General features: G+C 66.4%; 23 protein-coding genes. 4 read left to right on the top strand and 19 right to left on the bottom strand.

The features are described 5' to 3' along the window. Positions 1-41: 41 nt before the first annotated feature. From TEP_RS13525 to ffh, 11 genes are all read right to left on the bottom strand, one after another. A complete protein-coding gene (locus TEP_RS13525) occupies positions 42-449 on the bottom strand; it encodes a DUF1801 domain-containing protein (protein WP_132825618.1) in 408 nt (135 codons plus the stop codon). 34 nt (positions 450-483) lie between these two features. Continuing rightward, positions 484-918, bottom strand: coding sequence for a DUF1801 domain-containing protein (locus tag TEP_RS13530; RefSeq protein WP_132825619.1), 435 nt, complete (start codon positions 916-918; stop codon positions 484-486). A gap of 77 nt (positions 919-995) precedes the next feature. Continuing rightward, positions 996-1370, bottom strand: a complete 375-nt coding sequence (locus TEP_RS13535; protein WP_025873817.1) for a DUF6404 family protein — start codon at positions 1368-1370, stop codon at positions 996-998. 81 nt (positions 1371-1451) lie between these two features. Continuing rightward, on the bottom strand, positions 1452-1853 hold the full coding sequence (gene rplS, locus TEP_RS13540; RefSeq protein ID WP_117309826.1) for a 50S ribosomal protein L19: 402 nt from the start codon (positions 1851-1853) through the stop codon (positions 1452-1454). Positions 1854-2004: 151 nt separating this feature from the next. Continuing rightward, on the bottom strand, positions 2005-2763 hold the full coding sequence (gene trmD, locus TEP_RS13545; RefSeq protein WP_132826538.1) for a tRNA (guanosine(37)-N1)-methyltransferase TrmD: 759 nt from the start codon (positions 2761-2763) through the stop codon (positions 2005-2007). A gap of 8 nt (positions 2764-2771) precedes the next feature. Then, on the bottom strand, positions 2772-3284 hold the full coding sequence (gene rimM, locus TEP_RS13550) for a ribosome maturation factor RimM (protein ID WP_049470186.1): 513 nt from the start codon (positions 3282-3284) through the stop codon (positions 2772-2774). A 45-nt stretch (positions 3285-3329) separates the two neighbouring features. Then, complete coding sequence (rpsP, locus tag TEP_RS13555; protein WP_025873821.1) at positions 3330-3590, bottom strand: 30S ribosomal protein S16; 261 nt, start codon at positions 3588-3590, stop codon at positions 3330-3332. Between the two features lie 150 nt (positions 3591-3740). Continuing rightward, positions 3741-4523 carry an aminotransferase class IV family protein gene (locus TEP_RS13560; protein ID WP_132825620.1) on the bottom strand — a complete coding sequence of 261 codons (783 nt, stop codon included), beginning with the start codon at positions 4521-4523 and terminating at the stop codon, positions 3741-3743. After that, positions 4520-5596, bottom strand: coding sequence for a nitronate monooxygenase (locus tag TEP_RS13565; protein WP_132825621.1), 1077 nt, complete (start codon positions 5594-5596; stop codon positions 4520-4522). Before TEP_RS13565 ends, TEP_RS13560 begins: the two co-directional genes overlap by 4 nt. Positions 5597-5684: 88 nt before the next feature. After that, a complete protein-coding gene (locus TEP_RS13570; protein ID WP_025873823.1) occupies positions 5685-6119 on the bottom strand; it encodes a hypothetical protein in 435 nt (144 codons plus the stop codon). Between the two features lie 55 nt (positions 6120-6174). Continuing rightward, positions 6175-7551, bottom strand: a complete 1377-nt coding sequence (gene ffh, locus TEP_RS13575; protein WP_132825622.1) for a signal recognition particle protein — start codon at positions 7549-7551, stop codon at positions 6175-6177. A 122-nt stretch (positions 7552-7673) separates the two neighbouring features. Between ffh and ccsA the strand changes: the two genes are divergently transcribed. Then, a complete protein-coding gene (gene ccsA, locus TEP_RS13580; protein WP_025873825.1) occupies positions 7674-8468 on the top strand; it encodes a cytochrome c biogenesis protein CcsA in 795 nt (264 codons plus the stop codon). A 111-nt stretch (positions 8469-8579) separates the two neighbouring features. On the opposite strand, the gene TEP_RS13585 is transcribed toward ccsA, so the two are convergent. From TEP_RS13585 to radA, 4 genes are all read right to left on the bottom strand, one after another. Beyond that, on the bottom strand, positions 8580-9044 hold the full coding sequence (locus tag TEP_RS13585) for a hypothetical protein (protein WP_132825623.1): 465 nt from the start codon (positions 9042-9044) through the stop codon (positions 8580-8582). Positions 9045-9152: 108 nt separating this feature from the next. Next, entirely contained in the window at positions 9153-11459 is a 2307-nt protein-coding gene (locus TEP_RS13590) for a tetratricopeptide repeat protein (protein WP_132825624.1), read from the bottom strand. A 48-nt stretch (positions 11460-11507) separates the two neighbouring features. Then, positions 11508-13364, bottom strand: a complete 1857-nt coding sequence (locus TEP_RS13595; RefSeq protein ID WP_132825625.1) for an ATP-binding protein — start codon at positions 13362-13364, stop codon at positions 11508-11510. Positions 13365-13497: 133 nt separating this feature from the next. Then, positions 13498-14874, bottom strand: coding sequence for a DNA repair protein RadA (radA, locus tag TEP_RS13600; RefSeq protein ID WP_132825626.1), 1377 nt, complete (start codon positions 14872-14874; stop codon positions 13498-13500). A gap of 148 nt (positions 14875-15022) precedes the next feature. Here radA and TEP_RS13605 point away from each other — a divergent pair, with 148 nt between their 5' ends. Beyond that, the gene (locus TEP_RS13605; protein ID WP_132825627.1) at positions 15023-17080 is read left to right on the top strand and encodes a bifunctional diguanylate cyclase/phosphodiesterase; all 2058 of its coding nucleotides are present in this window, start codon (positions 15023-15025) and stop codon (positions 17078-17080) included. Between the two features lie 267 nt (positions 17081-17347). On the opposite strand, the gene cyoD is transcribed toward TEP_RS13605, so the two are convergent. The 4 genes from cyoD to cyoA are packed head-to-tail and all read right to left on the bottom strand — an operon-like array spanning position 17348 to position 21367. After that, complete coding sequence (gene cyoD, locus TEP_RS13610; RefSeq protein ID WP_132825628.1) at positions 17348-17689, bottom strand: cytochrome o ubiquinol oxidase subunit IV; 342 nt, start codon at positions 17687-17689, stop codon at positions 17348-17350. After that, complete coding sequence (gene cyoC, locus TEP_RS13615; protein ID WP_025873832.1) at positions 17689-18327, bottom strand: cytochrome o ubiquinol oxidase subunit III; 639 nt, start codon at positions 18325-18327, stop codon at positions 17689-17691. The genes cyoD and cyoC overlap by 1 nt, the downstream gene beginning before the upstream one ends. Further along, entirely contained in the window at positions 18324-20321 is a 1998-nt protein-coding gene (gene cyoB, locus TEP_RS13620) for a cytochrome o ubiquinol oxidase subunit I (RefSeq protein WP_132825629.1), read from the bottom strand. The genes cyoC and cyoB overlap by 4 nt, the downstream gene beginning before the upstream one ends. 2 nt (positions 20322-20323) lie before the next feature. Then, entirely contained in the window at positions 20324-21367 is a 1044-nt protein-coding gene (gene cyoA, locus TEP_RS13625) for a ubiquinol oxidase subunit II (RefSeq protein ID WP_080149400.1), read from the bottom strand. Between the two features lie 809 nt (positions 21368-22176). Between cyoA and TEP_RS13630 the strand changes: the two genes are divergently transcribed. Beyond that, complete coding sequence (locus tag TEP_RS13630) at positions 22177-22545, top strand: hypothetical protein (protein ID WP_132825630.1); 369 nt, start codon at positions 22177-22179, stop codon at positions 22543-22545. Further along, positions 22545-22862, top strand: coding sequence for a hypothetical protein (locus TEP_RS13635; RefSeq protein WP_132825631.1), 318 nt, complete (start codon positions 22545-22547; stop codon positions 22860-22862). Before TEP_RS13630 ends, TEP_RS13635 begins: the two co-directional genes overlap by 1 nt. Positions 22863-23123 lie beyond the last annotated feature (261 nt).

Raw genomic sequence — 23123 nt, forward strand, 5'->3', positions numbered from 1 at the left:
ATACCTGGGAAGTCCATGGGATTGCCGGCCAGCGGCCGGCACTACCGTTTTTTCTTTTCCGCGTTGTGCCTGGCGGCGGCGCGCAGCAGTGCTTTCAGCGCCGTAGCGTTGGGCATGCCGCCTTCGTGGATGTCGATCGCGCGGCGGGTACCGCCTTCCAGGCTGGCATTGAACAGACGCTTCGGGTCCGGCAACGCGGCGCCGTGGGCGAAGGTCAGCTTCACCGCCTGCTTGTAGGTTTCGCCGGTGCACAGGATGCCGTTGTGCTCCCACACCGGTGTGCCGCGCCATTTCCAGGTTTCCTCCACGTCCGGCAGCGCCTCGTGGATCAGCGCGCGCACGCGGGTGAGGATGTCGCCGCGCCAATCAGCGAGCTCGGCGATGCGGGCGTCAATCAGGGCGGCAGCGGGGAGAGCGGCATCTGCGGGATCGGACTTCTGCGTGGCCATCGCGTGGTCTCGTTCGGGGAAAGAACCTGGGGGATTACATGCGTTCGCCAGGCAGCTGGCTGGCCTGTCGCACCCAGTGGAGGAACCGCGCCTCGTCCAGCGGCTCGTCCTCAAGGATGTGCAGGTAGCGCGTGTCGGCGCTCTTGGACGGTTCAGGCGGAACAGGCTGCAACAGCGCGCCGCGGAAGAACGCGACCTTGATGTAGCGGGTGAAGCAATGGAAGCTGAGGAACCAGCCCTCATCGGCGGCGATGCCGTACATCGGCGAGTTCCACTTCACCGCCTTGTGCACGCCGGGCACGGCCTGTTCAATCAGTGCGTCCAGGCGCGTCCCGATGGCCCGCTTCCAGCCCGGCATGGCAGCAATATAGGCCTGCACGGGCGCATCGCCCTCACCCTTGGCGATCTGCGGATTACCGCCGGACAGCAGCTTAGGCGCGGCACTGCTGGCGGGTCGCTTGGCGGGCATCGCAAGAGCCATGAAGGGCGAAGGCCCGAGCGTACGCCGCCGCCCCGGCAGCGGTCACGGCGCACTGCGCCATGGCCTCACAGGCTGCTGCGGAACTGGCGCCAGGTGGGCAGCTTGCGGGCCCCGCGCAGGAACCACATCAGGGTGGCCATCACCAGGCCGAACATCACGCCTGCCGCCACCCCGGCAAGCAACAGCAGTTCCAGCGCCGGGGCCCTGCCCTGCCACAACAGCAGCCACATCAGTACCGTCCAGAAGACGCCAAACAGCAGGCCCTGCAGCAGCGTATTGGTCAGGAAACCGGCCAGTATCGGCGGCGGCAGCGCTACACCCAGCCGCCACAGCATGCGGTGCAGCAAGGGGGCCGCCTCCCTCCGTGGCACCCCGGAACGGTCCAGGAAGCGCAACGCTACCTGGATGTCCGCCGGGTATCGATGGTCGGTCTCATCCATCCACTGAAACTACCGAGGCGGCAGCACAAACGCAAACGGCCGCCCAAAGGCGGCCGTCGCGGCAACAACCGGAGTTGTTTATCAGCCCTTGGTTGCCAGGCGGGCAACCTTGGCGGCAGCAGCAGCAGCCAGATCTTCCTTGATGCGGGCAGCCTTGCCTTCCAGGCCACGCAGGTAGTACAGCTTACCGGCGCGGACCTTGCCACGGCGCTTCACTTCGACCGAGTCGATGATGGCGCTGTGGGTCTGGAACACGCGCTCGACGCCGTAGCCGTGCGAGATCTTGCGCACGGTGAACGAGGAGTTCAGGCCGCCGTTCTTGGTCGCGATGACAACGCCTTCATAGGCCTGCACGCGCTCGCGGGTACCTTCCTTCACCTTCACGTTGACGACAATGGTGTCGCCCTGGCTGAACTGCGGCAGTTCGCGGGTGATCTGGGCGGATTCGAATTCCGCGACGATGGACTTGTTCAGCTTGCTCATGGGTTACACCGATTCATTGTTCGGGTGGGCGTGTCATTCGACAGCGTGGGCTCATGCAGTCACCGGACTGTGCTGCACGTTTGTTTTGGGTACTGCGCACCGGCCGGGGCCGGCGTAATTGGCCATGATAGCCGATAAAGCAGGGTTGGCGCTAGGCCTTGCCCTTTTCCGACGGGACCTGGCGGGCCAGGGCCAGAAGCTTGCGGTCGGCCTTGCCCAGCGCCTGTTCATCCAGCAGGTCCGGGCGCCGCTGTGCGGTACGTATCAACGACTGCTGCCGGCGCCAGGCGGCGATGGCGGCATGGTTGCCCGAGCGCAGCACGTCCGGCACGTCCCCCAGCGGATGCTGGGCCGGCTGGCTGTAATGCGGGCAGTCGAGCAGGCCGAGGTCACCCTCGAAACTGTCCTGCGCCGCGGATTCGGCGTCATTCAAGGCGCCTTCCTGCAGCCGGGCCACCGCGTCGATGATGACCGCCGCCCCCAGCTCGCCGCCGGACAGCACATAGTCGCCGAGGGAAATCTCCTCATCGACATTGGCGGCCAGGAAACGTTCGTCGATACCTTCATAGCGGCCGCAGAGCAGGACCATGCGCGGCAATGCCGCCAGTTCCCGCACCTTGGCCTGGGTCAACGGCGCGCCCTGCGGGCTGAGATGGATCACCCGTGCAGGCGTCGGATCGGCCTCGCGGATGGCCTGCAGGCACGCCTGCAGCGGTTCGATCAGCATCACCATGCCCGGGCCACCGCCGAACGGACGGTCGTCCACCCGGCGGTAGTTGCCCTCGGCGTAGTCACGGGGATTCCAGCCATGCAGGCTGAACAACCCCTTTTCCTGCGCACGGCCGACTACACCCAGTCCAGCGGACTGGGCGAGGAAATCGGGGAACAGGGTGATGACGTCGAAACGCATGCTCAAGCTCAGAACTCGGGGTCCCAGTCGACCACGACCAGATTGGCCTCGAAGTCGACCGAGGTGATGAAGTCCGGCAGTACGAACGGAATCATCCGTTCGCGATCGCCGCGCACGACCATCACATCGTTGGCGCCGGTACTGAACAGGTGCGAGACCTGGCCGAGGGCAACGCCTTCGACGGTCTTCACATCCAGGCCTTCCAGATCGACCCAGTAATACTCGTCGGCATTCGGCGGCGGCAGCGCACTTCGGGCCACGAAGACCTCGGTGCCATGCATCGCCTCGACCGTGTCGCGATCCTCGATGCCCGGGAAACGGGCCACCAGGTGCTTGCCGGTATCCCGGCCACGGGCGCCTTCAAGCGTCGATTCCTGCCCGTTGGGGCTGCGCAGGATCCACGGTTGGTAACGGAAAATAGCGGAACGCGGCTCGGTCCAGGACTCGAGCTTTATTTCGCCGCGCACACCAAAAGCGCCGACAATCCTGCCAAGCAGGATGCGGCGCTCGTTATCTTTCATCTGCGTTCAATCAGATGGGCCGCACCAGGGCGCGGCCCGTCAGGATCAGGCCGCAGCGGCCTGGGACTTGCTCGCTTCCTTGATCAGGTTGCGAACTTTCTCGGTCGGCTGGGCGCCGTTCTTGACCCAATGGTCAACGCGGGCCAGGTCCAGCTCGATGCGCTTCTCGCCACCCTGTGCAACCGGGTTGTAGAAGCCGACGCGCTCGATGTTGCGGCCGTCGCGGGCGCTGCGGACGTCGGTGACGATGATGTGGTAGAACGGACGCTTCTTGGCGCCGCCGCGGGTCAGTCGAATCTTGACCATGGTGGTTTTTTCCTATTGCCCAGTCGCCAGGATGGCGCGGTAAGCGGGCGATTATAGCGGCAGAGTCCGGCCGAGCCAACCCCGGGTGTCTACCCCCGGGGTCAGATCCCTTTTGTCGAGCAAAAGGGATCTGATCCCAGCGGTTGCCGTTCAGGAAAGCGACTGCCAGGGCACCCCCGCCAGCACCGCCCTGCCCTGTTCGGCCAGGGCTTGCGAACCCGGCAGCGCCTGACCATTGATGGCATCCAGCGCCCACAGCCCGCTGGCGTTGCAGGCGAAGGCGGCCTGCATGCCGGCCAGCTCCTCCAGCCGCAACGGCCGGGTCTGCTGCCGCCCCACCCAGCCTGCCTGCAGCAGCGCTTCAGCGGTTCCCCGCAGCGCAGGCGCCTGCGGCCAGATCAGGTGTTCGCCGTCATGCACGGCCAGGTTCCAGGTCGTGCCCTCGCTGAACTGCCCGTCGGCAGTGACGAACAGCGCATCGTCGAAACCCGCTGCCAGCGCCGCACGGCGCTGGGCGAACAGGCCAAACGTACCGACATGCTTGATCTGCGGCAGCTCTCGCTGCCATGTCGCGCTGCGTACGCGTTTCGGCGCGGTCAGCGCGACCGGCGCGGAGACGGCAATCAGTACATCCACCGGCACGCTTGCCAGCGGCGCGCGGAAATCGAAACGGCGCGAGAACACGGTGACCCGCATCGATGCGTCGACCTGGCCGGCCTGTTGCAGCGCCTGCGCCATCCACGCCTGCACCTGCGCGATTTCGAGCCCGCTGCCGAAGAGTTCCTGCGTTGCCCGCGCCAGCCGCTGCAGATGCAGATCAAGCCCCTGCACCGCGTTGCCGCGCACCTGCAACGAGGTGAAGTGGCCGTAGTTGGTCAGAGCCGGCAGCAGGTCTTCGGCCCGCGCCGTTGCGCCGTTGCAGGTCACCGTCATCGCAGCAGCGCCTGTGCCTGTTCCCACATGCCACGCAGCACGTCGGCGGCCGGCGCTGCCGGTGCCATCCATGCCGACTGCCCGGCCCAGGCCTGCATCGCAGCAAGCCGGTTTTCCTGCGTGGCCTGCTTGCGCATCGGTCCGGTCAGGCCACGCTGCACCGGGTACGGGCGCGGCGCGGGTGCGCCCTCGGCAGCAGCGGCACGCACGTAGGCAGTCGCCAGGCCGCGGCCCAGGCGCCCACTGAACGCGCGCGTCGGCCAGGTGTCTTCGGGTTCGCTGCGGGCCAATGCATCGGCCCATGCCGGCGCCACCGCTGCTTCGGGTGTGCGCAGGAAGGCCGTGCCGATCTGCACGGCGCTGGCCCCGAGCATCAAGGCAGCAGCAATGCCGCGACCGTCGCCGATTCCGCCCGCAGCGATCACCGGAATATCCAGGTTGTCCGCCAGCCGCGGCAGCAGTGCGAACAGGCCGACCAGCTGCTGCTCTGCACGCATCGGATCGAAGGCGCCGCGATGGCCGCCGGCTTCGGCGCCCTGCGCGACCACCGCGGCAGCACCCGCGTCCTGCGCAGCGCGCGCTTCGGCCAGCGTCGTAGCGCAGGCGATCCAGGCGATGCCCGCATCCTTCAACTGCTGCACATGACGCGGCGACAGCACGCCCATGATGGTCGAGGCCACCGCCGGCCGTGCCGCCAGCAGCGCACTGAACTGCTCCTCGAAATCGGCAGGCGTGGCATCCGCTGCGCTGGCCGCAACCTCCGGCCCCCACTGGCCCAGGAACGCACGCGTGGCGGCCTCGGCGGCCACATCGCGCACCGGCGCGGGATCGGGCAACCACAGGTTCACCTGCGCCGGCCCGCTGGACGCTGCACGGAAGTCCTGCATCCAGCGACCGATATCCGCCGCCGGCGACAACACGGCCCCCATCGCGCCCATGCTGCCGGCGTTGGCCAGCGCGGCGGAAAGCGGAACCGGACAGGCACCGGCCATCGGTGCCAGCAGGATCGGCAGCTGCAATGAAAAACGCCGACAGAAATCGTCGGCGCGTTCGAGAATCGGCGAAAGGCTCACGCGACGCACCTGTGGGAGGAGTCGCTGCCAGCATACGCCAGACACTGTGGACGGGAGCGTCGCCGCGGGCGATCCGCTCCCGCCCGGCTCAGCGTGCAGACACCGCGTAGGTGCGGACGAGCTGGCTGTCCATTTCTTCGTTGAACTTGAACGTCACATAGCGCGCGTCATCAGCGGCGAACTCTTCCTCGGCGCTGGCGCGACCGATCTCGGTGCCCTCGGCATCCAGCGCACGCGCCACCAGCTTGCCCTTGAACGCCTTGTCGGCCACCACGTACACCGCCGCGTCCTTGGAGCCCATGCCACGGCTCTTGCCGAGGGTGACGGTGAGGCCCTGCGCGGCCAGGCCCGGATCGGCCTGCAGCGTCACGTTCATGCGCTTGTCCACGCCCTCGCCCAGCCCGGCGACGAAATCGGCGGCGGTACCACTGATGGCACTGCCGGCCTTCTGCGACACGGAGGTGTCGTCCTTGCAGGCAACCAGGCCCAGGGCCAGCGCCATCACCACGATCGACTTGTTCATGCACATTCCTTTGATTGATTCCGCGGGTTGTTCAAGCGTTCCATGCAGCGCGCGCTCAGCGGAACGGCATGCCACGGCCGCCCATGGCGCCCATCATGCCCTTCATGCTGCGCATCATGCCCTTCATGCCGCCGCCGGCCATCTTGCTCATCATCTTTTCCATCTGCATGTACTGCTTCATGAGCTTGTTGACGTCGGCCGGGGTCACGCCCGAGCCCTTGGCGATGCGGGCGCGACGCGAGCCATTGAGCAGGTTCGGGTTGCGCCGCTCCTTCTTGGTCATCGAGCTGATGATGGCGATCATGCGCGGCACTTCCTTGCCCTGGCTGACCTGCTGCTTGAGGTGCTCGGGAATCTGGCCCAGGCCCGGCAGCTTGTCCATCAGGCCGCCGATGCCGCCCATGTTCTGCATCTGCTCGAGCTGGTCGCGCATGTCGTTCAGGTCGAACTTCTTGCCCTTGGCGACCTTCTCGGCCAGCTTCTGCGCCTTGTCCTTGTCGACCTGTTGCTCGACCTGCTCGACCAGCGACAGCACGTCGCCCATGTCGAGGATGCGGCTGGCGATACGGTCCGGGTGGAACACGTCCAGGCCTTCCGGCTTTTCGCTGACACCGACGAACTTGATCGGCTTGCCGGTGATGTAGCGCACGCTCAGCGCGGCGCCGCCACGGGCGTCACCGTCGGTCTTGGTCAGCACCACGCCAGTCAGCGGCAGGGCATCACCGAAGGCCTTGGCGGTATTGGCCGCGTCCTGGCCGGTCATGGCATCGACCACGAACAGCGTCTCAGCCGGGTTGACCGCAGCGTGCAGGGCCTTGATCTCGGCCATCATCGCTTCGTCGATGGCCAGGCGGCCGGCGGTATCGACCAGCAGCACGTCGACGAACGACTTGCGCGCGTCATCGATGGCGGCGCGGACGATGGCCTCCGGCTTCTGCTCGGCGCTGGACGGGAAGAACAGCACGCCCACCTGGTCGGCCAGCGTCTTCAGCTGCTCGATCGCCGCCGGACGGTAGACGTCGGCCGAGACCACCATCACCTTCTTCTTGCGCTTTTCCTTCAGGTGCTTGGCCAGCTTGCCGACCGTGGTGGTCTTGCCGGCGCCCTGCAGGCCCGCCATCAGGATGATGGCCGGCGCGGGAACGTTGAGGTTCAGGTCGCTGGCTTCGGCGCCCATCACCGCGGTCAGCTCGTCGCGCACGACCTTGATCAGGGCCTGGCCCGGGGTCAGCGACTTCAGCACTTCCTGGCCGACCGCGCGCACCTTGATGCGCTCGATCAGGGCCTGCACCACCGGCAGCGCGACGTCGGCTTCGAGCAGCGCGATGCGGACCTCGCGGGTCGCCTCGCGGATGTTCTCTTCGGTCAGGCGGCCACGGCCGCGCAGGCGCTCGATGGTGCCGGAAAGGCGCTGGGTCAGGGACTCGAACATGCGGCGCAACCTGTCTGAAAGCGGGGGACAATAAGGCCCACAGTATAACGGGTCCATCGCGCTCCCCGGACTGCGACGCCACGCCCGTCGCCAGCACCGCGGGGGTATGCGAAACTTCAACGATGACAATCGTTCTCATCGCCGTCCTGCTCTACCTGGCCGCCAGCGCCCTGCTGGTGCGCGCCCTCGGTCGCAACGACGGGGTCACCTCGCCCGCGTGGCTGTGGCCTGCGCTGCCGGCGATGCTGCTGCATGGCGGTTATCACGTGCTGGTGGCAATGCGCACGACCGGCGGCCCGGACATGCACTTCTTCGCCGCGTTGTCGCTGGTCGGCCTGGGAATGGCCTGGCTGACTTCGCTGGTGGGCGCGCGCGGGCGCATGTCCACCCTGGGCGTGGTGGTGTTCCCGCTGGCCGCGCTGCTGCTGGTGGTCTACCACGGCTACGGCCATGAACCGAGCAAGGTGCTGGGCTGGCGCCTGGCCAGCCACGCCTGGCTGGCACTGCTGGCCTACGCCACGCTGAGCATCGCCGCACTGCTTGCGATCATGCTGTGGCTGCAGGAACGTGCGCTGCGGCGCCGTGAATTCCGTCCGTGGCTGCGTGCGCTGCCGCCGATGGCCGATCTGGAATCGCTGCTGTTCCGGGTGATCACCGTCGGCTTCGCCCTGCTGACCCTGACTCTGGTTACCGGCGTGCTGTTCGTCGATGACCTGCTGGCGCAGAAGCTGGTGCACAAGACGGTGCTGAGCGTGCTGTCGTGGATCGTGTTCGGCGTGCTGCTGATCGGCCGCCGCCGCTATGGCTGGCGCGGCACCAAGGCGGTGCATTGGACGCTGACGGCGATGCTGTTGCTGCTGCTGGCGTTCTTCGGCAGCCAGTTCGTGATCGAGCTGGTGTTCGGGCATTCGCGCTAGAGGCGTGCCGACCAACGGTCGGCACCCACCCCAACATCACCTGGTCGTGCCGGCCAACGGTCGGCAATCGGAGCACGGTAGATCCACGCCATGCGTGGATGCCCCGGATGCTCAGGGCAGCGGTTGGGCCAGGATCCTGCGCACCGAGCGACTACTGTTGGTGAGTATGTCGTCGACCTGCCAGCAGCCCTCGCCTTTGCGCACCATCGGCAAGCGGGTCACGTAGGCCTTGCCCCAGACCGGATAGCGCATTTCGACCTGGCCGGCCGTGGCCGAGGCCTGCTTCCAGCTGTAGCGCACCGGGCTGTCGATCTCCCCGTCCTGCGCGTCCAGCCACGGATCGGAATCGAGCGTGCAGATACCCTCTTCGCGCACCTGGCAGGCACGCTCGCCGTGCAGCGCCTTGGCAAACGCCGCGCTGACCAGTGCCTGCGGCGGCTCAAGCAGGTCGCCCTTGCCGGTGGTCGCCTCGAAGAAGGCCCGCGCCACGTCAGCCGGTTGCTGGCAGGCCGGCGCGGCCTGCACGGTGGGGGCCAGCAGCAGGCCGATGATCACCCACATCCCTGTCTTTCCCATATCCAGTTCCTTGACGGTGGAAGGACGCCGGGCATGGCCCGGCGCTAGCCATGCGTGCTGCCCGGTTGCGCCGGGGCCATGCCCGGCGAACGCGCAGCGCGGCAGGGATTACAACCCGTACCGTTCGATCACGTCCAGATGCGGCTGGCGGTCCTGGTCGCAGGCCTCGGCCAGGCGCAGCCAGCAGTGTGGATGTGCCCAATCCGCCGTGGCCTGCTGCAGGAAGCGGTGCAGCGCCAGCGGCGCATGGTCCTGCGGCTGGGCGACGGTGAACAGCAGGCCCGGCAACGTCCCGCCTTCCACGCCCGGATCGGTCACGGTGTAGTCCTCGCGGTTGTGTGACCACACCTTCCATCCCTGCGCCTCGGCCGCCTCGGCAAACGCACTCCAGGCGTCCTCGCCCGGATGCGCGCCGTCGACCATCCAACTGCGCGCGAAACCGCCACGCTCCAGCACGTGTACCTGCTCATAGGTGGGGATGAACTGCTTGCGGGCTTCCTCGTCCTCCGGCGCCGGGTGCACCAGCGAGGCATCGAACACCACCCAGTCACCCACCTGCTGGGCACGGTTGACCGGCGCATTCTCGACGATGCGCGCAGTGACCGGGCCACTGCGGCGGGCGTAGTACTCCATCGGCTCACCGTTTTCATGGCTGCGGATGATCACCCACCCCCACGGCTCCTCGACCACGCCGTCCTGGCTGGACAGCTCCATGCCGATCGCTGCCGCCGAGCGGCGCACCGCGTCCCAGTCGCGCGCCGCACTGGCGGCGCTCATGTGGTCCCAATGCGCAGCACCCGGTTCCTCCAGCACCTCCGCCAGGTGCGCATAGCAGGCCTGCGCCTCACTGAAACGACCGGTTTCCATGTACATGCGCGCCAGCGTGCCGCGCGCACCATGCGAGCCCGGGGACAGCTCCAGGAGGGCCTTGGCCGCCCGCTCCAGCGCTGGCCAGTCGGACACGCGCCGGGCACGCTGCACCTCGCACCAGTGCGCGAACACCGGCACCCCGGCGCGATAGATGTCTGCCAGCCGGCGCAGTCCTTCGTCATCGCCCTGCTCGGCCAGCCAGCGCATCAGCGTGTAGGCTGCGGGACCGTCTTCGTGCGCATGCGCGCGCACAAAGTCCCACAGCAGGTCACGGGCTTCGGCCCGTGCGCCGCAGGCGTTCAGTGCCGAGGCGGCCGTCTCGGCCAGCGCCTCGTCATCCGGCAGCTGTGCATGCGCCTGCAGCAGCCACTGCGCCTCGCGTTCCGGATCGCGTGCCTGGTTCTGTTCGCCCTGAGCGTCCAGCCAGGCCAGCAGTTCAGCCGCCGGCACCGGCAACGGCGCGACATCCGGCAACGCATCGATGCGTGCCGCCAGGCCTGCCACCAGCGCCGCAGCACCACGATCCTGGCGCAGCTGCGCCAGGTGCGTGCGGGCCAGTTCCAGCTGGCGCTGCGCCACCCAGCGCGCGCCCCGCTGCAGCGCCAGCTCCAGGCTCAACGCGGCGATCTCGATCACCAGGCGATGCGCGCCGACAGCGGCGAAGTGCTCGATGATCGTGTTGAAGCGCGTTCCCAGATCCCAGGTGTTGCGGGCGGCATCACGGCTGCACAGTGTCGAAGCGGTATTGGCCCACAACCGCCAGTGATTCGGCGTCAGTTCGCTCCAGGGCACCAGCTGCTGCAGCGCCTCTTCATCGCGCCCCAGCTGGGCCAGTGCCCAGGCCTTGGACAGCCGGCGCGGCACCGTGCAGTTGGCAGGCTCGTATTCGCCCGCAGCGGCCACTTCGGCTTCGCGCTTCTCGATCAGCGCCAGCGCTTCCTGCGCACGGCCGCTGGCCAGCAGAATCTTGATCTGCATTTCAGGGAAGCTGTCGAACACTTCCTTGCCGCGCGCCTCCACGGCATCAGCCTGCGCCTGCAGGTAATCCAGCGCGTCCTGGCCACGGCCATCGTCGAGCAGCGCATCGGCCTTCTCGCAGCTCAGGCACTGGAAACAGGCCCAGCTCGGATCGATGCGGGCGAGGGTTTCGTCGCACACTTCGATGCGCTCGGGCACCCAGCCCGGGCCATCGATGTTGCCGTAGCAGGCAGCCAGGTCCTGGGTCACGCAGATCGACTGCGGGCACTCCAGGGTGTCCTCGCGATGCGCACGCTCGAACAGCGATACGGCTTCGCCCAGCGCGCTTTCGCCTTCGACGCGGTTGCCGACACGATTGCGCAGCGCCCAATGGCCGACGTAGACGTCGACCCAGGGGTTGTCCAGCGCCTTGCCCAGCGCGCGCGCTTCAGGCAGCAGTGCATCGACGCGGTCAATCTGCAGTTCACTGACTTCATCGGCGAGGCGGTTCAGCAGGTCCGCGTTCTGCGCCTGGCCTGCCTGGCGCAGGTCACCCTGCAGTTTTTCGACCCAGTTCCAGATGTCCATGGGGTAAGTTTTCCTGTCTAGCGAAGGCTGGATGAGAGGGAGCGGTGCTCAGCGCAGCATCTGCTGCAGGGCACCGGCGATATCGGTGAAAGCGCCGTTGAGGTCCGGGCCTGGCGTGGCGGTCGCGCGGGCCAGTGGCCGGCCCTGCGCGGAGACAATGATCTTCAGCGAGCGCAGCAGGCGCGCGGCCGCCCCGGCCTGCGGGTGGCCCTCGCGCTGGGCCTGCAGCAACGCCTGCACCGCTGGATTGTCCAGGTTGAGGTACAGCCGCGACGGCGCACGCGCCTCGATGCGCGCGGTGAACTGGCGCGCCAGCCGCAGTGCCGCCATCGATACGCGCTTGTCGTTCTCGTCGTCTTCCAGGCGCTGCTTCAGTTCGGCCTCGCGGTCGGGCACCACCACCACCGGCAACGCCTCGGGGCTGAACCGCGCCGGCAGCAGCTGTTCGCCGTCGCCCAGGTGTTCGCGCAGCCAGGCCAGCTGCGTATCGTCAAGGCTGTCGTCGGTGCGGAACAGTGCGCGGTTGCCCTGCTCGGTACCCAGTTCGACCAGGCGCAGGCCCTTGGCCTGGGCCCAGCGCCGCAGGAACGGCACCACCGCGTAGCGATGACCATGCGCGACCGGCACGCCCATCGCGCGGAACAGCATTTCCTCGAAGCCACCACCGTTGTCGAGGATCACATGCACTGCGCCGCGCGCCGGCAGCGCACTGGCCGGCAGGTCACCCTGCGAAGTCGGTACGCGCACGTGTTCCAGCAGCAGGTCGAACAGGCGCTCATCGCACAGCGCTGCGCCGAGCAGGGCTTCGTTGTGGCGGCTGAGCACGCGGCGCCAGGCTTCGGGCTGCTGCCGCGCGACGTCGGCCAGGCCATCGATCAGCGCTTCCAGCAGGGCGTGCTGCACGGCGCGATAGTGGTCATCGCGCTGCAGGTCCTCGCGGCTGGCGGTCGGGGTCAGCTTCGACGATTCGATCACCCCGCCGATGAAACCGGCCCACGGCGGCAGCAGGTCGCGTGCATCGTCGTCCAGCAGCATGCCGCGCACGAACACCGACAGGTTGCGGTTGTCGCTGGTGCCGTAGGTGGCACCGTCCTGCACCCAGAGCATGCCGACGGCGTCGCTGCTGCCATCGGGCTGCAGCGGCATCGTCACGATGGGCTCGAAATCGTGTTCGAAACGGGCCGCGAACTGCTGCGCCTGGCGGCGTGCCTGCACCGGATGCAGGGCGACGTCACCCTGCCCGCGCCACGGCGGTGGTTCGGGATTGATCGCGGCGGCCGCCGCACCGATGAAGATCGGCTCGGACAGCAGCGCGCAGTAGCGGCCCAGCACCTCGTGCAGGCGCGCTTCGTTGGCCAGCGGCAGGAAGTCCGGATGCAGCTCCAGCTCGACCTCGGTGCCGATCGCGCGCGCCGGCACTTCGCTGACGGTGTACTGCTCGGCGTTGCTGGACATGTACAGGTGGCCCAGCTGCGGCGCCTGGTAGGAGGTGGTGCGCACGCTGACACGGCGCGCCAATACGAAGGCCGACAGGAAACCCAGGCCGAACATGCCGATCAGGCCTTCATCGTCCTCGCCGTCCTGGCGCAGGCCCCGGGTGTAACCGACACCGACCGTGGCCAGGTAATCGTGGATTTCCTGCCGGGTCAGGCCGGCACCGGTATCGGTGATGCGCAGCACGCCGGCGGCGACATCGACCTGCACGTCGATGCGCGACACACTCTGGATGCCGGGCTGCTCGATACGGCGACGGATGATCGAATCGTGCGCGTTCTGCACAAGCTCGCGCAGCGCCACCATCGGCGTGGAATACAGGTGCTTGCCCAGCACCGTCATCAGTCCATTGAGATCGACCCCGGCGCGGCGGATTTCGGCGGCGGGGGTGCTGAACATCGGGTCCTGCATGTAAACGATTACTCCTTGCCACGGAAGGGCGCCAGGGGGCGCCTTCGTCGAGCCGGGAAAACTAGCACAGGCTGGCTGACCGCTGCTGTGCCGTCGGCCGCATCTGCAGGTCCGGGCACGGACCCGACCCCGGTCACGCCGCGTCGATGGCCTCGGACAGGCGTTCGACCGCGATCACTTCCATGCCCTTCACCGAGCCGCCCTTGGGGGCATTGGCCTTGGGCACGATGGCGCGCTTGAAGCCGTGGGTCGCCGCCTCGCGCAGGCGGTCCTCGCCGTTGGGCACCGGCCGGATCTCACCGGACAGGCCGACTTCGCCGAAGGCGATGGTCTTCTCGGCCAGCGGACGGTCCTGCAGCGAGGACAGCACCGCCAGCAGCACCGGCAGGTCGGCGGCGGTCTCCTGCACGCGGATGCCGCCGACCACGTTGACGAACACGTCCTGGTCGCCGACCAGCACGCCGCCATGCCGATGCAGCACCGCCAGCAGCATGGCCAGGCGGTTCTGCTCCAGCCCCACCGCCACGCGGCGCGGATTGGACAGCGGCGAGGCGTCGACCAGCGCCTGCACTTCCACCAGCAGCGGCCGGGTGCCCTCGCGGGTAACCATCACGCAGCTGCCCGGCTGGTGCGTGCTGGCACCGGAAAGGAAGATCGCCGACGGATTGGAGACCTCCTTCAGGCCCTTGTCGCCCATCGCGAACACGCCCAGCTCGTTGACCGCACCAAAGCGGTTCTTGAACGCGCGCAGCAGGCGGAAGCGGCTGCCGCTCTCGCCTTCGAAATACAGCACGGCATCGACCATGTGCTCCAGCACGCGCGGGCCGGCGATGCCGCCTTCCTTGGTCACATGGCCGACCAGGAACACGGCGGTTCCGGTTTCCTTGGCGAAGCGCACCAGTCGTGCGGCACTCTCGCGCACCTGGCTGACCGAGCCGGGCGCGGCGGTCAGCGTCTCGGTCCACAGCGTCTGTACCGAATCGGCCACGATCAGCCGCGGCCCACTCCTGGTGGCGTGCTGCAGGATGGATTCGACACCGGTCTCGGCCAGCGCGTTGACGCCCTCCAGCGGCAGCTCCAGCCGATGCGCGCGGCCGGCGACCTGGGCCAGTGATTCTTCACCGGTGACGTAGAGCACCGGCAGGACCGCAGCCATCTTCGCCACCGCCTGCAGCAGCAGGGTGGATTTACCGATGCCCGGATCACCACCGACCAGCACCACCGCGCCCTCGACCAGGCCGCCGCCGAGCACGCGGTCGAATTCACCGATGCCGGTGCTGACCCGGTTGTGTTCGGTCTGCGCCACGTCCTTCAGTGCGGTGATCTTCGGCGGGTCGATCTTGCCCGCCCAGCCGGCGCGACGCGACGCGGGCGCCTTGGCCGCCGCAGCGCTCTCAAGGACGATTTCCGACAGCGAGTTCCAGGCATTGCAATCGGTGCACTGGCCTTGCCACTTGCTGTATTCGGCGCCGCATTCATTGCAGACATACGCGGTGCGGGCTTTGGCCATCGGAGATTTCCTGCAGGGGCAACGAGCGTGGCAGGATAGCCGAGCCGGGTCGCAGCTGCTGCGACCACTCAAGTCCCACCCGTCGGTGCCGATAGCGGTGGCGGGCGTGCCCCTTGCGGGCGCCCCTCCCTCCTCCACTGGATTCAACATGACTGGTAGTTACAGTCAGAGCCTGGTCGCCATCTCGTTGCTGGTGGCCATGCTGGCATCGTATACCGCGCTGGACATGGCCGGCCGCCTGGCCACGGCCCAGGGCCGGGTCGCCCGCTGGTGGCTGGCCGGCGGTGCCGCCGCGATGGGCCTGGGCATCTGGTCGATGCACTTCATCGCGATGCTGGCCTTCAAACTGCCGGTTCCGGTCGGTTACGACCTGGCGATCACCCTGTATTCGCTGGCGGTGTCGATCGGCGCGTCGGCCTATGCGCTGTGGCTGGTGTCGCGCCCCAGCCTGCCGTTGCAGCGGCTGGCCGCAGGTGCGGTGCTGATGGGGCTGGGTATCGCAGCCATGCACTACCTTGGCATGGCCGCCATGCGCATGCAGCCCGGTATCGATTACCACCCCGGCTGGTTTGCCGCGTCGATCGCAGTGGCCATCGCTGCTGCCGGTGCAGCGCTGTGGATTGCCTTCCGGCTGCGCGTGGAACAGCGCAACACGGTGCGCCTGCGGATGCTGGCGTCGCTGGTGATGGGCGTGGCCATCGTCGGCATGCACTACACCGGCATGGCCGCCGCGCGCTTCCCGGCTGGCAGCGTCTGCGGCGCCATTGGCAGCGGCGGCATCGATCCCCGCTGGCTGGCCGTGCTGGTGATCTTGACCACCCTGGCCACGCTCGGCATCGCCCTGGTGGCCTCGCTGTTCGACCGCCAGATGCGCGTACGTACCCGCCTGCTGGCCGATTCCCTGGCGCGCGCCAACGACAAGCTGCTCCAGGCCGCACTGCACGACCCGCTGACCCAGCTGCCGAACCGCATGCTGCTGCAGGATCGCATCGAGCAGGCCATCGAGAAGGCGCAACGCCGCCAGCAGTCGGTGGCGGTGATGTTCTGCGACCTGGATGGCTTCAAGGCCGTCAACGATGCCTACGGCCACCAGCTGGGTGACCGCCTGCTGGTCGCGGTGGCCCAGCGCCTGGGCGCGCAGCTGCGCCCGCAGGACACCCTGGCCCGCCTCGGCGGCGACGAGTTCGTGATCGTGCTGGTCATCGATGCACCTGATGATGCGGCGGTGGTCGCCGAGCGGGTGATCGCCGCGGCCGGTGAACCGTTCGTGCTGGACGCGGCGGAGCTGCAGGTCACCGCCAGCCTGGGCATTGCCCTGTATCCGGACGATGCCAGCGACGAACGCGAGTTGATGGCACATGCCGATGCGGCGATGTACCACACCAAGGAAACCGGCCGCAACGGCTATACCTTCTTCATTCCCTCGATGCAGCTCAGCGCCAACCGCCAGCTGCGGCTGTTGCAGGACCTGCGCAAAGCGATCGCGCGCAACGAGCTGCTGCTGCACTACCAGCCGAAGTTCCCGGCGGCCGATGCACCGGCCACCGGCGCCGAGGCACTGCTGCGCTGGCAGCACCCGGAGCTGGGCCTGCTGGCACCGGACGTGTTCATTCCCATCGCCGAGCGCAGCGGCCTGATCCTGCCGATCGGCGACTGGGTGCTGGACCAGGCGTGCGCGCAGCTGCGCGCCTGGCATGACAGCGGGTACAGCAACTGGACGATGGCGGTGAACCTGTCGCCGCTGCAGTTCGCCTCGCCGGCCCTGCTGGAGAGTGTGCGTTCGGTCCTTCAGCGGCACCGCATCGACCCGGCGCGGCTGACCCTGGAGATCACCGAAACCACGGCGATGAAGGATGTCGAGGCCAGCCTGGCGATCCTCAACGACCTGACCGCGATGGGTGTGCACATCGCCATCGATGATTTCGGTACCGGCTATTCCAGCCTGCTGTACCTCAAGCGCATGCCGGCCACCGAGCTGAAGATCGACCGGGCGTTCGTGCATGACCTTGAACGCAATGACGAAGATTGCGCCATCGTGTCCTCGATCATCGCGCTGGGCCGTACCCTGCAGCTGCAGGTGGTGGCCGAGGGCGTGGAGACCCAGGCCCAGCGCGATTACCTGAGCGAGCTGGGCTGCGACCAGCTGCAGGGTTACCACCTGGGGCGGCCGATGGAGGCCGAGGAATTCCTGCGCAAGGTGGGTTGAGCGGCAACTGCATCCACGCATGGCGTGGATCTACTGCATCCTCCGGGTGCGTTGAACGGCAATCGCATCCACGCATGGCGTGGATCTACTGCATCCTCCGGGTGCATTGAACGGCAATCGCATCCACGCATGGCGTGGATCTACTGTGCGGGGACTTCGCGGTGACGGGTAGATCCACGCAATGCGTGGATGCGTTCCCCGCGATCGGCCAACAAACAGAAAGGCCGCCCGGGGGCGGCCTTTCTGCGTGGCAACGTCGCGAAGACGTCAGTGCATCATGTGCACGTTCATGTTGTGCATGACCCACAGGGTACCGACCACGATGATGCCGATCACCACCACGGTGAAGGCCGCAGCGTTGACGTTCCAGCGGCTCTCCGACGAGCGGTCCAGGTGCAGGAAGAACACCAGGTGGACCAGCATCTGCAGCACCGCGGTGACGGCGATCACCACACCGTTGACGGTGCGCGAGAAATCACCCGACATCACCATGTAGAACGGGATGACGGTCAGCACCACCGCCAGCACGAAGCCGATCAGGTACGACTTCACGGTGCCGTGGCTTTCGCCGCCGGCGGCGTGGTCGTGTGCATGGTTGTCATGTGCCATTACAGCGCTCCATTGAGGTAGACGACGGAGAACACGCCGATCCAGATCAGGTCCAGGAAGTGCCAGAACAGGCTCAGGCACGCCATGCGGGTCTTGTTGGTCGGGGTCAGGCCGTACTTCTTCAGCTGCACGAACATCACCAGCAGCCACAGCAGGCCGGCGCTGACGTGCAGGCCGTGGGTACCGACCAGGGCGAAGAACGCCGACAGGAACGCACTGCGGTCCGGACCGTAGCCCTGATGGATCAGGTGCTGGAATTCATAGACTTCCATGCACATGAAGCCGAAGCCCAGCAGCCAGGTGATGCCCAGCCACAGGAACATCTGGCCGACCTGCTTGCGGTGCATGGAGATCATGCCCAGGCCAAAGGTCAGCGACGAGGTCAGCAGCAGCGCGGTTTCCCATGCCACGAACGGCAGCTCGAACAGGTCCTTCGCGCCGGGGCCGCCATCGGTGCCGCCGGCCAGCACCACGTAGGTGGCAAACAGCGAGGCGAAGATGAGGCAGTCGCTCATCAGGTACACCCAGAAACCGAAGACGGTGTTGCCGCCGGTGTCGTGGTGCTCGTGGTCGTCATGGCCATGGGCCGCCGCGTGTGCGGCGTGCCCGTGGCTCAGGGTCGAGGTATTGGTGCTCATGCCTTCAGCTCCGACTTCACCAGGCCCTGGGCTTCCAGGTGCTTGCGGTGTTCGTTCTCGATGCGTTCCACCTCGGCAGCCGGGACCCAGTAGTCCACGTCCTGGTCGAAGGTGCGGTAGATGAACGTGGCGATCATGCCGACGAAGCCGATGATGGCCAGCCACCAGATGTGCCAGATCATCGCAAAGCCGAACACCAGGCTGAAGGCGCCGATGACAACGCCGGTGCCGGTGTTGCGCGGCATGTGGATGTCGCTGTACCTGGCCGGCTTCGGCCAAGCTTCACCACGCTGCTTGCGCTCCCAGAAATCGTCCAGCTCGGTGACGTCCGGCAGGGTGGCGAAGTTGTAGAAGGCCGGCGGCGAAGAGGTTTCCCACTCCAGCGTACGGGCATCCCACGGGTCGCCGGTCAGGTCGGCGGTCTTCTTGCGGTCGCGGATCGACACGGCCACCTGGATGATCTGGCACAGGATGCCGGCACCCACGATGAAGGCGCCCACAGCGGCCACCAGCAGGAACGGCTCGTAGGCCGGGTTGACGGTGCTCTGCAGACGACGGGTCATGCCCATGAAGCCCAGCACGTACATCGGCATGAAGGTCACATAGAAGCCGATGAACCAGCACCAGAACGCGCACTTGCCCCAGAACTCGTTGAGGCGGAAGCCGAACATCTTCGGCCACCAGTAGGTGATGCCGGCGAACATGCCGAACACCACGCCGCCGATGATGACGTTGTGGAAGTGGGCGATCAGGAACAGGCTGTTGTGCAGCACGAAGTCGATGGCCGGGATCGCCAGCATCACGCCGGTCATGCCGCCGATGGTGAAGGTGACCATGAAGCCGATGGTCCACAGCACGGGCGTGGTGAACTGCACGCGACCGCGGAACATGGTGAACAGCCAGTTGAAGATCTTCACGCCGGTGGGGATGGAGATGATCATCGTCGTGATGCCGAAGAAGGCATTGACGTTGGCACCCGAGCCCATGGTGAAGAAGTGGTGCAGCCACACGATGAACGACAGCACGCCGATGCAGGCGGTGGCGTAGACCATGCCCTTGTAGCCGAACAGGGCCTTGCGCGAGAAGGTCGCGATGACCTCGGAGAACACGCCGAAGGCCGGCAGCACCAGGATATAGACTTCCGGGTGGCCCCAGATCCAGATCAGGTTGATGTACAGCATGGCGTTGCCGCCACCGTCATTGGTGAAGAAGTGCGTACCCAGGTAACGGTCCAGGGTCAGCAGCACCAGGGTGATGGTCAGCACCGGGAAGGCGGCGACGATCAGCACGTTGGTCACCAGAGCGGTCCAGGTGAAGACCGGCATCTGCATGAGCTTCATGCTCGGGGTGCGCATCTTGAGGATGGTGATGAAGAAGTTGATACCACTCAACGTGGTACCCAGACCCGCCACCTGTAGTCCCCATATGTAGTAGTCCATACCTACATTGTTGCTGTACTCGATGCCCGACAATGGCGGGAAGGCCAGCCAGCCGGTGGCGGCGAATTCACCGATCCACAGCGACAGCATGATCAGCACCGCACCGGACACGAACAGCCAGAAGCTGAGCGAGTTGACGAACGGGAACGCGACGTCGCGCGCACCGATCTGCAGCGGCACGGCCAGGTTCATCAGGCCGGTGATCAGCGGCATCGCCACGAAGAAGATCATGATCACGCCGTGGGCGGTGAAGATCTGGTCGTAGTGGTGCGGCGGCAGGTAACCCTCGGACCCGCCGACGGCGATGGCCTGCTGGGTACGCATCATGATCGCGTCGGAGAAACCGCGCAGCAGCATGACGAAGGCGACGATGATGTACATCACGCCGATCTTCTTGTGATCCACCGAGGTGAACCACTCCTTCCACAGATAGCCCCACAGCTTGAACTTGGTGATCAGGGCCATCACGCCCAGGCCACCCAGCACCGCACCGACCAGGGTGGTCAGCACGATTGGATCGTGGGGGATCGACTCAAGAGAGAGTTTTCCCAACATGTTCATTCTCCCGAACCCATGTGGCCTTCATGGCCAGCGTGTTCGTGTTCTTCGGTGGCATCCAGGTTCTTCCCGGATTCCTTGGCATCATGCGCGTCGCTCGGGGCGTGCCCCTCGTGCGCTTCATGGCTGGACGCATCGGCAGCAGCCGCACCCGCATGGGAATGCTTCATGCCGTAGTGCTTGTTGTCGCCCATGTGCTTGGCGATGACCCAGTCGAACAGGTTGTCTTCAACCTTGCCGAAGTAGGTGACCGGGTACCACTCGGAATTCTTCGCTTCACCCAGCGCCTTGAACGAGGCCTTGTCCAGGCTCTGCTCGCCGGCACGTACCTGGTCCAGCCACTGGCGGTACTGCGCGTCGGTGACCGAGTAGGCAGTGAAATGCATCTTGGCGAAGCCTGCACCGCTGTAGTGCGAGGACATGCCCGGGAACTCACCCAGTTCGTTGGCGATCAGGTGGAGCTTGGTCTCCATCGCCGCCATCGAATAGATCATGCTGCCCAGGTGCGGGATGAAGAACGCATTCATCACCGTATCGGAGGTGATCTCGAAGTTCAGCGGGGTGTTGACCGGGAACTTGATCTCGTTGACGACCGCGACCTTCTCTTCCGGATAGATGAACAGCCACTTCCAGTCCAGCGAGATCGCCTGGATGGTGACCGGCTTGACGTCCGATTCCAGAGGCTTGTACGGATCCAGCGCGTGCGAGGACCGCCAGGTCAGCACCGCCAGGACCAGCACGATCATGCAGGGGATCGACCACACCACCACCTCGATCGCCGTCGAGTGGGACCACTTCGGCTCGTAGCGGGCCTTGGTGTTGGAGGCGCGATACTTCCACGCGAAGGTCAGGGTCATGATGATGACCGGGATGACGACCAGCAGCATGAGCACGGTGGCCGTGATCAGCAGTGTCTTTTCATCCTGGCCGATCTGGCCCTTCGGACTGAGGATGGCCACGGCATCGCAGCCGGTGAGCATCACCAGCAATGCGAGCAGCAGGCCCGGGCGCAACCAGCGCCCAAGGGTTTTCAACGGAATCATCGGTCGATCCAATTGCGAGGGAATGCCGTTCCCCGTCCTGCCCGCACCGGCCAAAGCCGGGCCTACCCGTCCAGAAGACAGGCAGGTGAGGTGGGGTCGAGTCAGCCTTTCAATTTTAGGCCGTCACCCACCATTTAAGAAAGGCATTGACAATGATCAGGCGCAGGAAAGGCCCGTATCTGGATGCGACACGTTGTCGCACCGCGCCATTGTGGCGGGCAGAACGGGCGGGGACGGCAGCGCAGCATCGGCCACGAGGACGACGAGGGCCCCTCGTTCGGCACAGTCGACTGAATGGGTTCAGCTATGCCCTGCCCCGATGTCGGGCGCGGTCTGCGGTGTTGTCGCGATCGACGCGGGCTGGCGGCCAGTGCGGGCGCTGCGCCGCAGAAGCGCTGCATGACGCATCCAGCTGCGCGGCGCGCTGCGCGCCCCGGGAAACGCCTTGAAGGGCGGGCATTTCGGGGCAACCGCGCGCATGCCAAAATAGGCGGGAAGCGTAAGACATCACTGACCGCACCTGCTCCACAAGTGGCAGCAACGGCGGGGATGTGCACACCATGGCATGCCACTGAAAACGAGTGGCCGGGTCGGCAAACCCGATTACTGCTGGTTGTTTACGCTTGTCAGCCGGCGCCACCTCTGCGTGGCGCCGGCTGGCAATCCGTTCGCGTTCCATGGCGGGCGGTGCGTGGGGGTGCGTGCTTGCATGCGCCCGCCGGGTTCCAGCAGTAACCGGTTTTTGCCGCCACGCATCGTCCGCCACCTTTCCCGGTGGCGCTGCTGTCTGTCCTGCACGGAGCACTGCCATGCACGCATCGGAATATCTTGAACTGAATGCCCGCCATGTCCCGGCCAATGCCGAGAGCCTGGGCGAGCCTGGAGCGGACCCCACCGCCTTCGTCTCCACGCTGCGCAGCATCCAGGCCGGAGCCGCCGCCGACGGTCGCCCGTGGCCGGAAACCCACCTGCGGCCAGGGCGCCGCATGGAACTGGCCGACGCCGACTGCGCGCTGGCCGGCCTGACCGTGGTGCAGGAAATGCTGTTGGCGGCCGAACGCACCCGGCAGAACGGCCCTTCCCACGAATACGTGGGCGAGCGCGCGATGGAAGGCATGATGATGGCCTGCCTGGCCCTTACCGCACAGGTCACCGCCTGCCTGCATGTGCGCAGCTAATGCGCGGCCGGCTCGGCAGGCGGGCGCTGGCGTGGGCCGCCTTGTTGATGGTCCTGGCACTGGGCCCGTTAGTCGCGCACAGCTATCGGCCGGAAGCGCGCGTCACCGTCACGACCTATCGGGAGTTTTCCGATCTGGAGTTTCTGCAACTGCAGGAGGATCTGCGCGTGCGGTTGCAGCGGGAAAGCGTGGCGGGGATGCCGGAATTCAACATGGTCAGCGCGGCGACGTACTTCGAGATCCACCAGGGTGGCACGCCCGTCATTCTGGTGGACAACTCGGCAGGCCGTTTGCTGGTGATCGCGTCCGTGGAATAGCGCGGGTTGGTTTTGGAGCGCCTTCGGACGTATGGGCGAGGTTTGGACTTCAGACCGAGGCAGATGTCCGACACGCATCAACAATCAATCCCCCAGCATGACTCCAGCGCTTTAAGTTGTACGTCGGATCCGGGTAATCCAAGACGTGCGGTTTTCACGCGTTGCCAGCCATGGGCTGGCACTACCGAGGCAGCGGATCAGCGGCCATGCCGCCCGAACAAAAAGCCCCGGCCAAGGCCGGGGCTTTTGCTGAAACTGGTG

It is taken from the genome of Stenotrophomonas sp. TEPEL (assembly GCF_004348785.1).
GTDB lineage: Bacteria > Pseudomonadota > Gammaproteobacteria > Xanthomonadales > Xanthomonadaceae > Stenotrophomonas > Stenotrophomonas indicatrix.

Coding starts and splice junctions, on each gene's coding strand:
- TEP_RS13525 (WP_132825618.1), bottom strand. CDS start 449: ATGGCCACGCAGAAGTCCGATCCCGCAGATGCCGCTCTCCCCGCTGCC.
- TEP_RS13530 (WP_132825619.1), bottom strand. CDS start 918: ATGCCCGCCAAGCGACCCGCCAGCAGTGCCGCGCCTAAGCTGCTGTCC.
- TEP_RS13535 (WP_025873817.1), bottom strand. CDS start 1,370: ATGGATGAGACCGACCATCGATACCCGGCGGACATCCAGGTAGCGTTG.
- rplS (WP_117309826.1), bottom strand. CDS start 1,853: ATGAGCAAGCTGAACAAGTCCATCGTCGCGGAATTCGAATCCGCCCAG.
- trmD (WP_132826538.1), bottom strand. CDS start 2,763: ATGCGTTTCGACGTCATCACCCTGTTCCCCGATTTCCTCGCCCAGTCC.
- rimM (WP_049470186.1), bottom strand. CDS start 3,284: ATGAAAGATAACGAGCGCCGCATCCTGCTTGGCAGGATTGTCGGCGCT.
- rpsP (WP_025873821.1), bottom strand. CDS start 3,590: ATGGTCAAGATTCGACTGACCCGCGGCGGCGCCAAGAAGCGTCCGTTC.
- TEP_RS13560 (WP_132825620.1), bottom strand. CDS start 4,523: ATGACGGTGACCTGCAACGGCGCAACGGCGCGGGCCGAAGACCTGCTG.
- TEP_RS13570 (WP_025873823.1), bottom strand. CDS start 6,119: ATGAACAAGTCGATCGTGGTGATGGCGCTGGCCCTGGGCCTGGTTGCC.
- ffh (WP_132825622.1), bottom strand. CDS start 7,551: ATGTTCGAGTCCCTGACCCAGCGCCTTTCCGGCACCATCGAGCGCCTG.
- ccsA (WP_025873825.1), top strand. CDS start 7,674: ATGACAATCGTTCTCATCGCCGTCCTGCTCTACCTGGCCGCCAGCGCC.
- TEP_RS13585 (WP_132825623.1), bottom strand. CDS start 9,044: ATGGGAAAGACAGGGATGTGGGTGATCATCGGCCTGCTGCTGGCCCCC.
- TEP_RS13590 (WP_132825624.1), bottom strand. CDS start 11,459: ATGGACATCTGGAACTGGGTCGAAAAACTGCAGGGTGACCTGCGCCAG.
- TEP_RS13595 (WP_132825625.1), bottom strand. CDS start 13,364: ATGCAGGACCCGATGTTCAGCACCCCCGCCGCCGAAATCCGCCGCGCC.
- radA (WP_132825626.1), bottom strand. CDS start 14,874: ATGGCCAAAGCCCGCACCGCGTATGTCTGCAATGAATGCGGCGCCGAA.
- TEP_RS13605 (WP_132825627.1), top strand. CDS start 15,023: ATGACTGGTAGTTACAGTCAGAGCCTGGTCGCCATCTCGTTGCTGGTG.
- cyoD (WP_132825628.1), bottom strand. CDS start 17,689: ATGGCACATGACAACCATGCACACGACCACGCCGCCGGCGGCGAAAGC.
- cyoC (WP_025873832.1), bottom strand. CDS start 18,327: ATGAGCACCAATACCTCGACCCTGAGCCACGGGCACGCCGCACACGCG.
- cyoB (WP_132825629.1), bottom strand. CDS start 20,321: ATGTTGGGAAAACTCTCTCTTGAGTCGATCCCCCACGATCCAATCGTG.
- cyoA (WP_080149400.1), bottom strand. CDS start 21,367: ATGATTCCGTTGAAAACCCTTGGGCGCTGGTTGCGCCCGGGCCTGCTG.
- TEP_RS13630 (WP_132825630.1), top strand. CDS start 22,177: ATGCACGCATCGGAATATCTTGAACTGAATGCCCGCCATGTCCCGGCC.
- TEP_RS13635 (WP_132825631.1), top strand. CDS start 22,545: ATGCGCGGCCGGCTCGGCAGGCGGGCGCTGGCGTGGGCCGCCTTGTTG.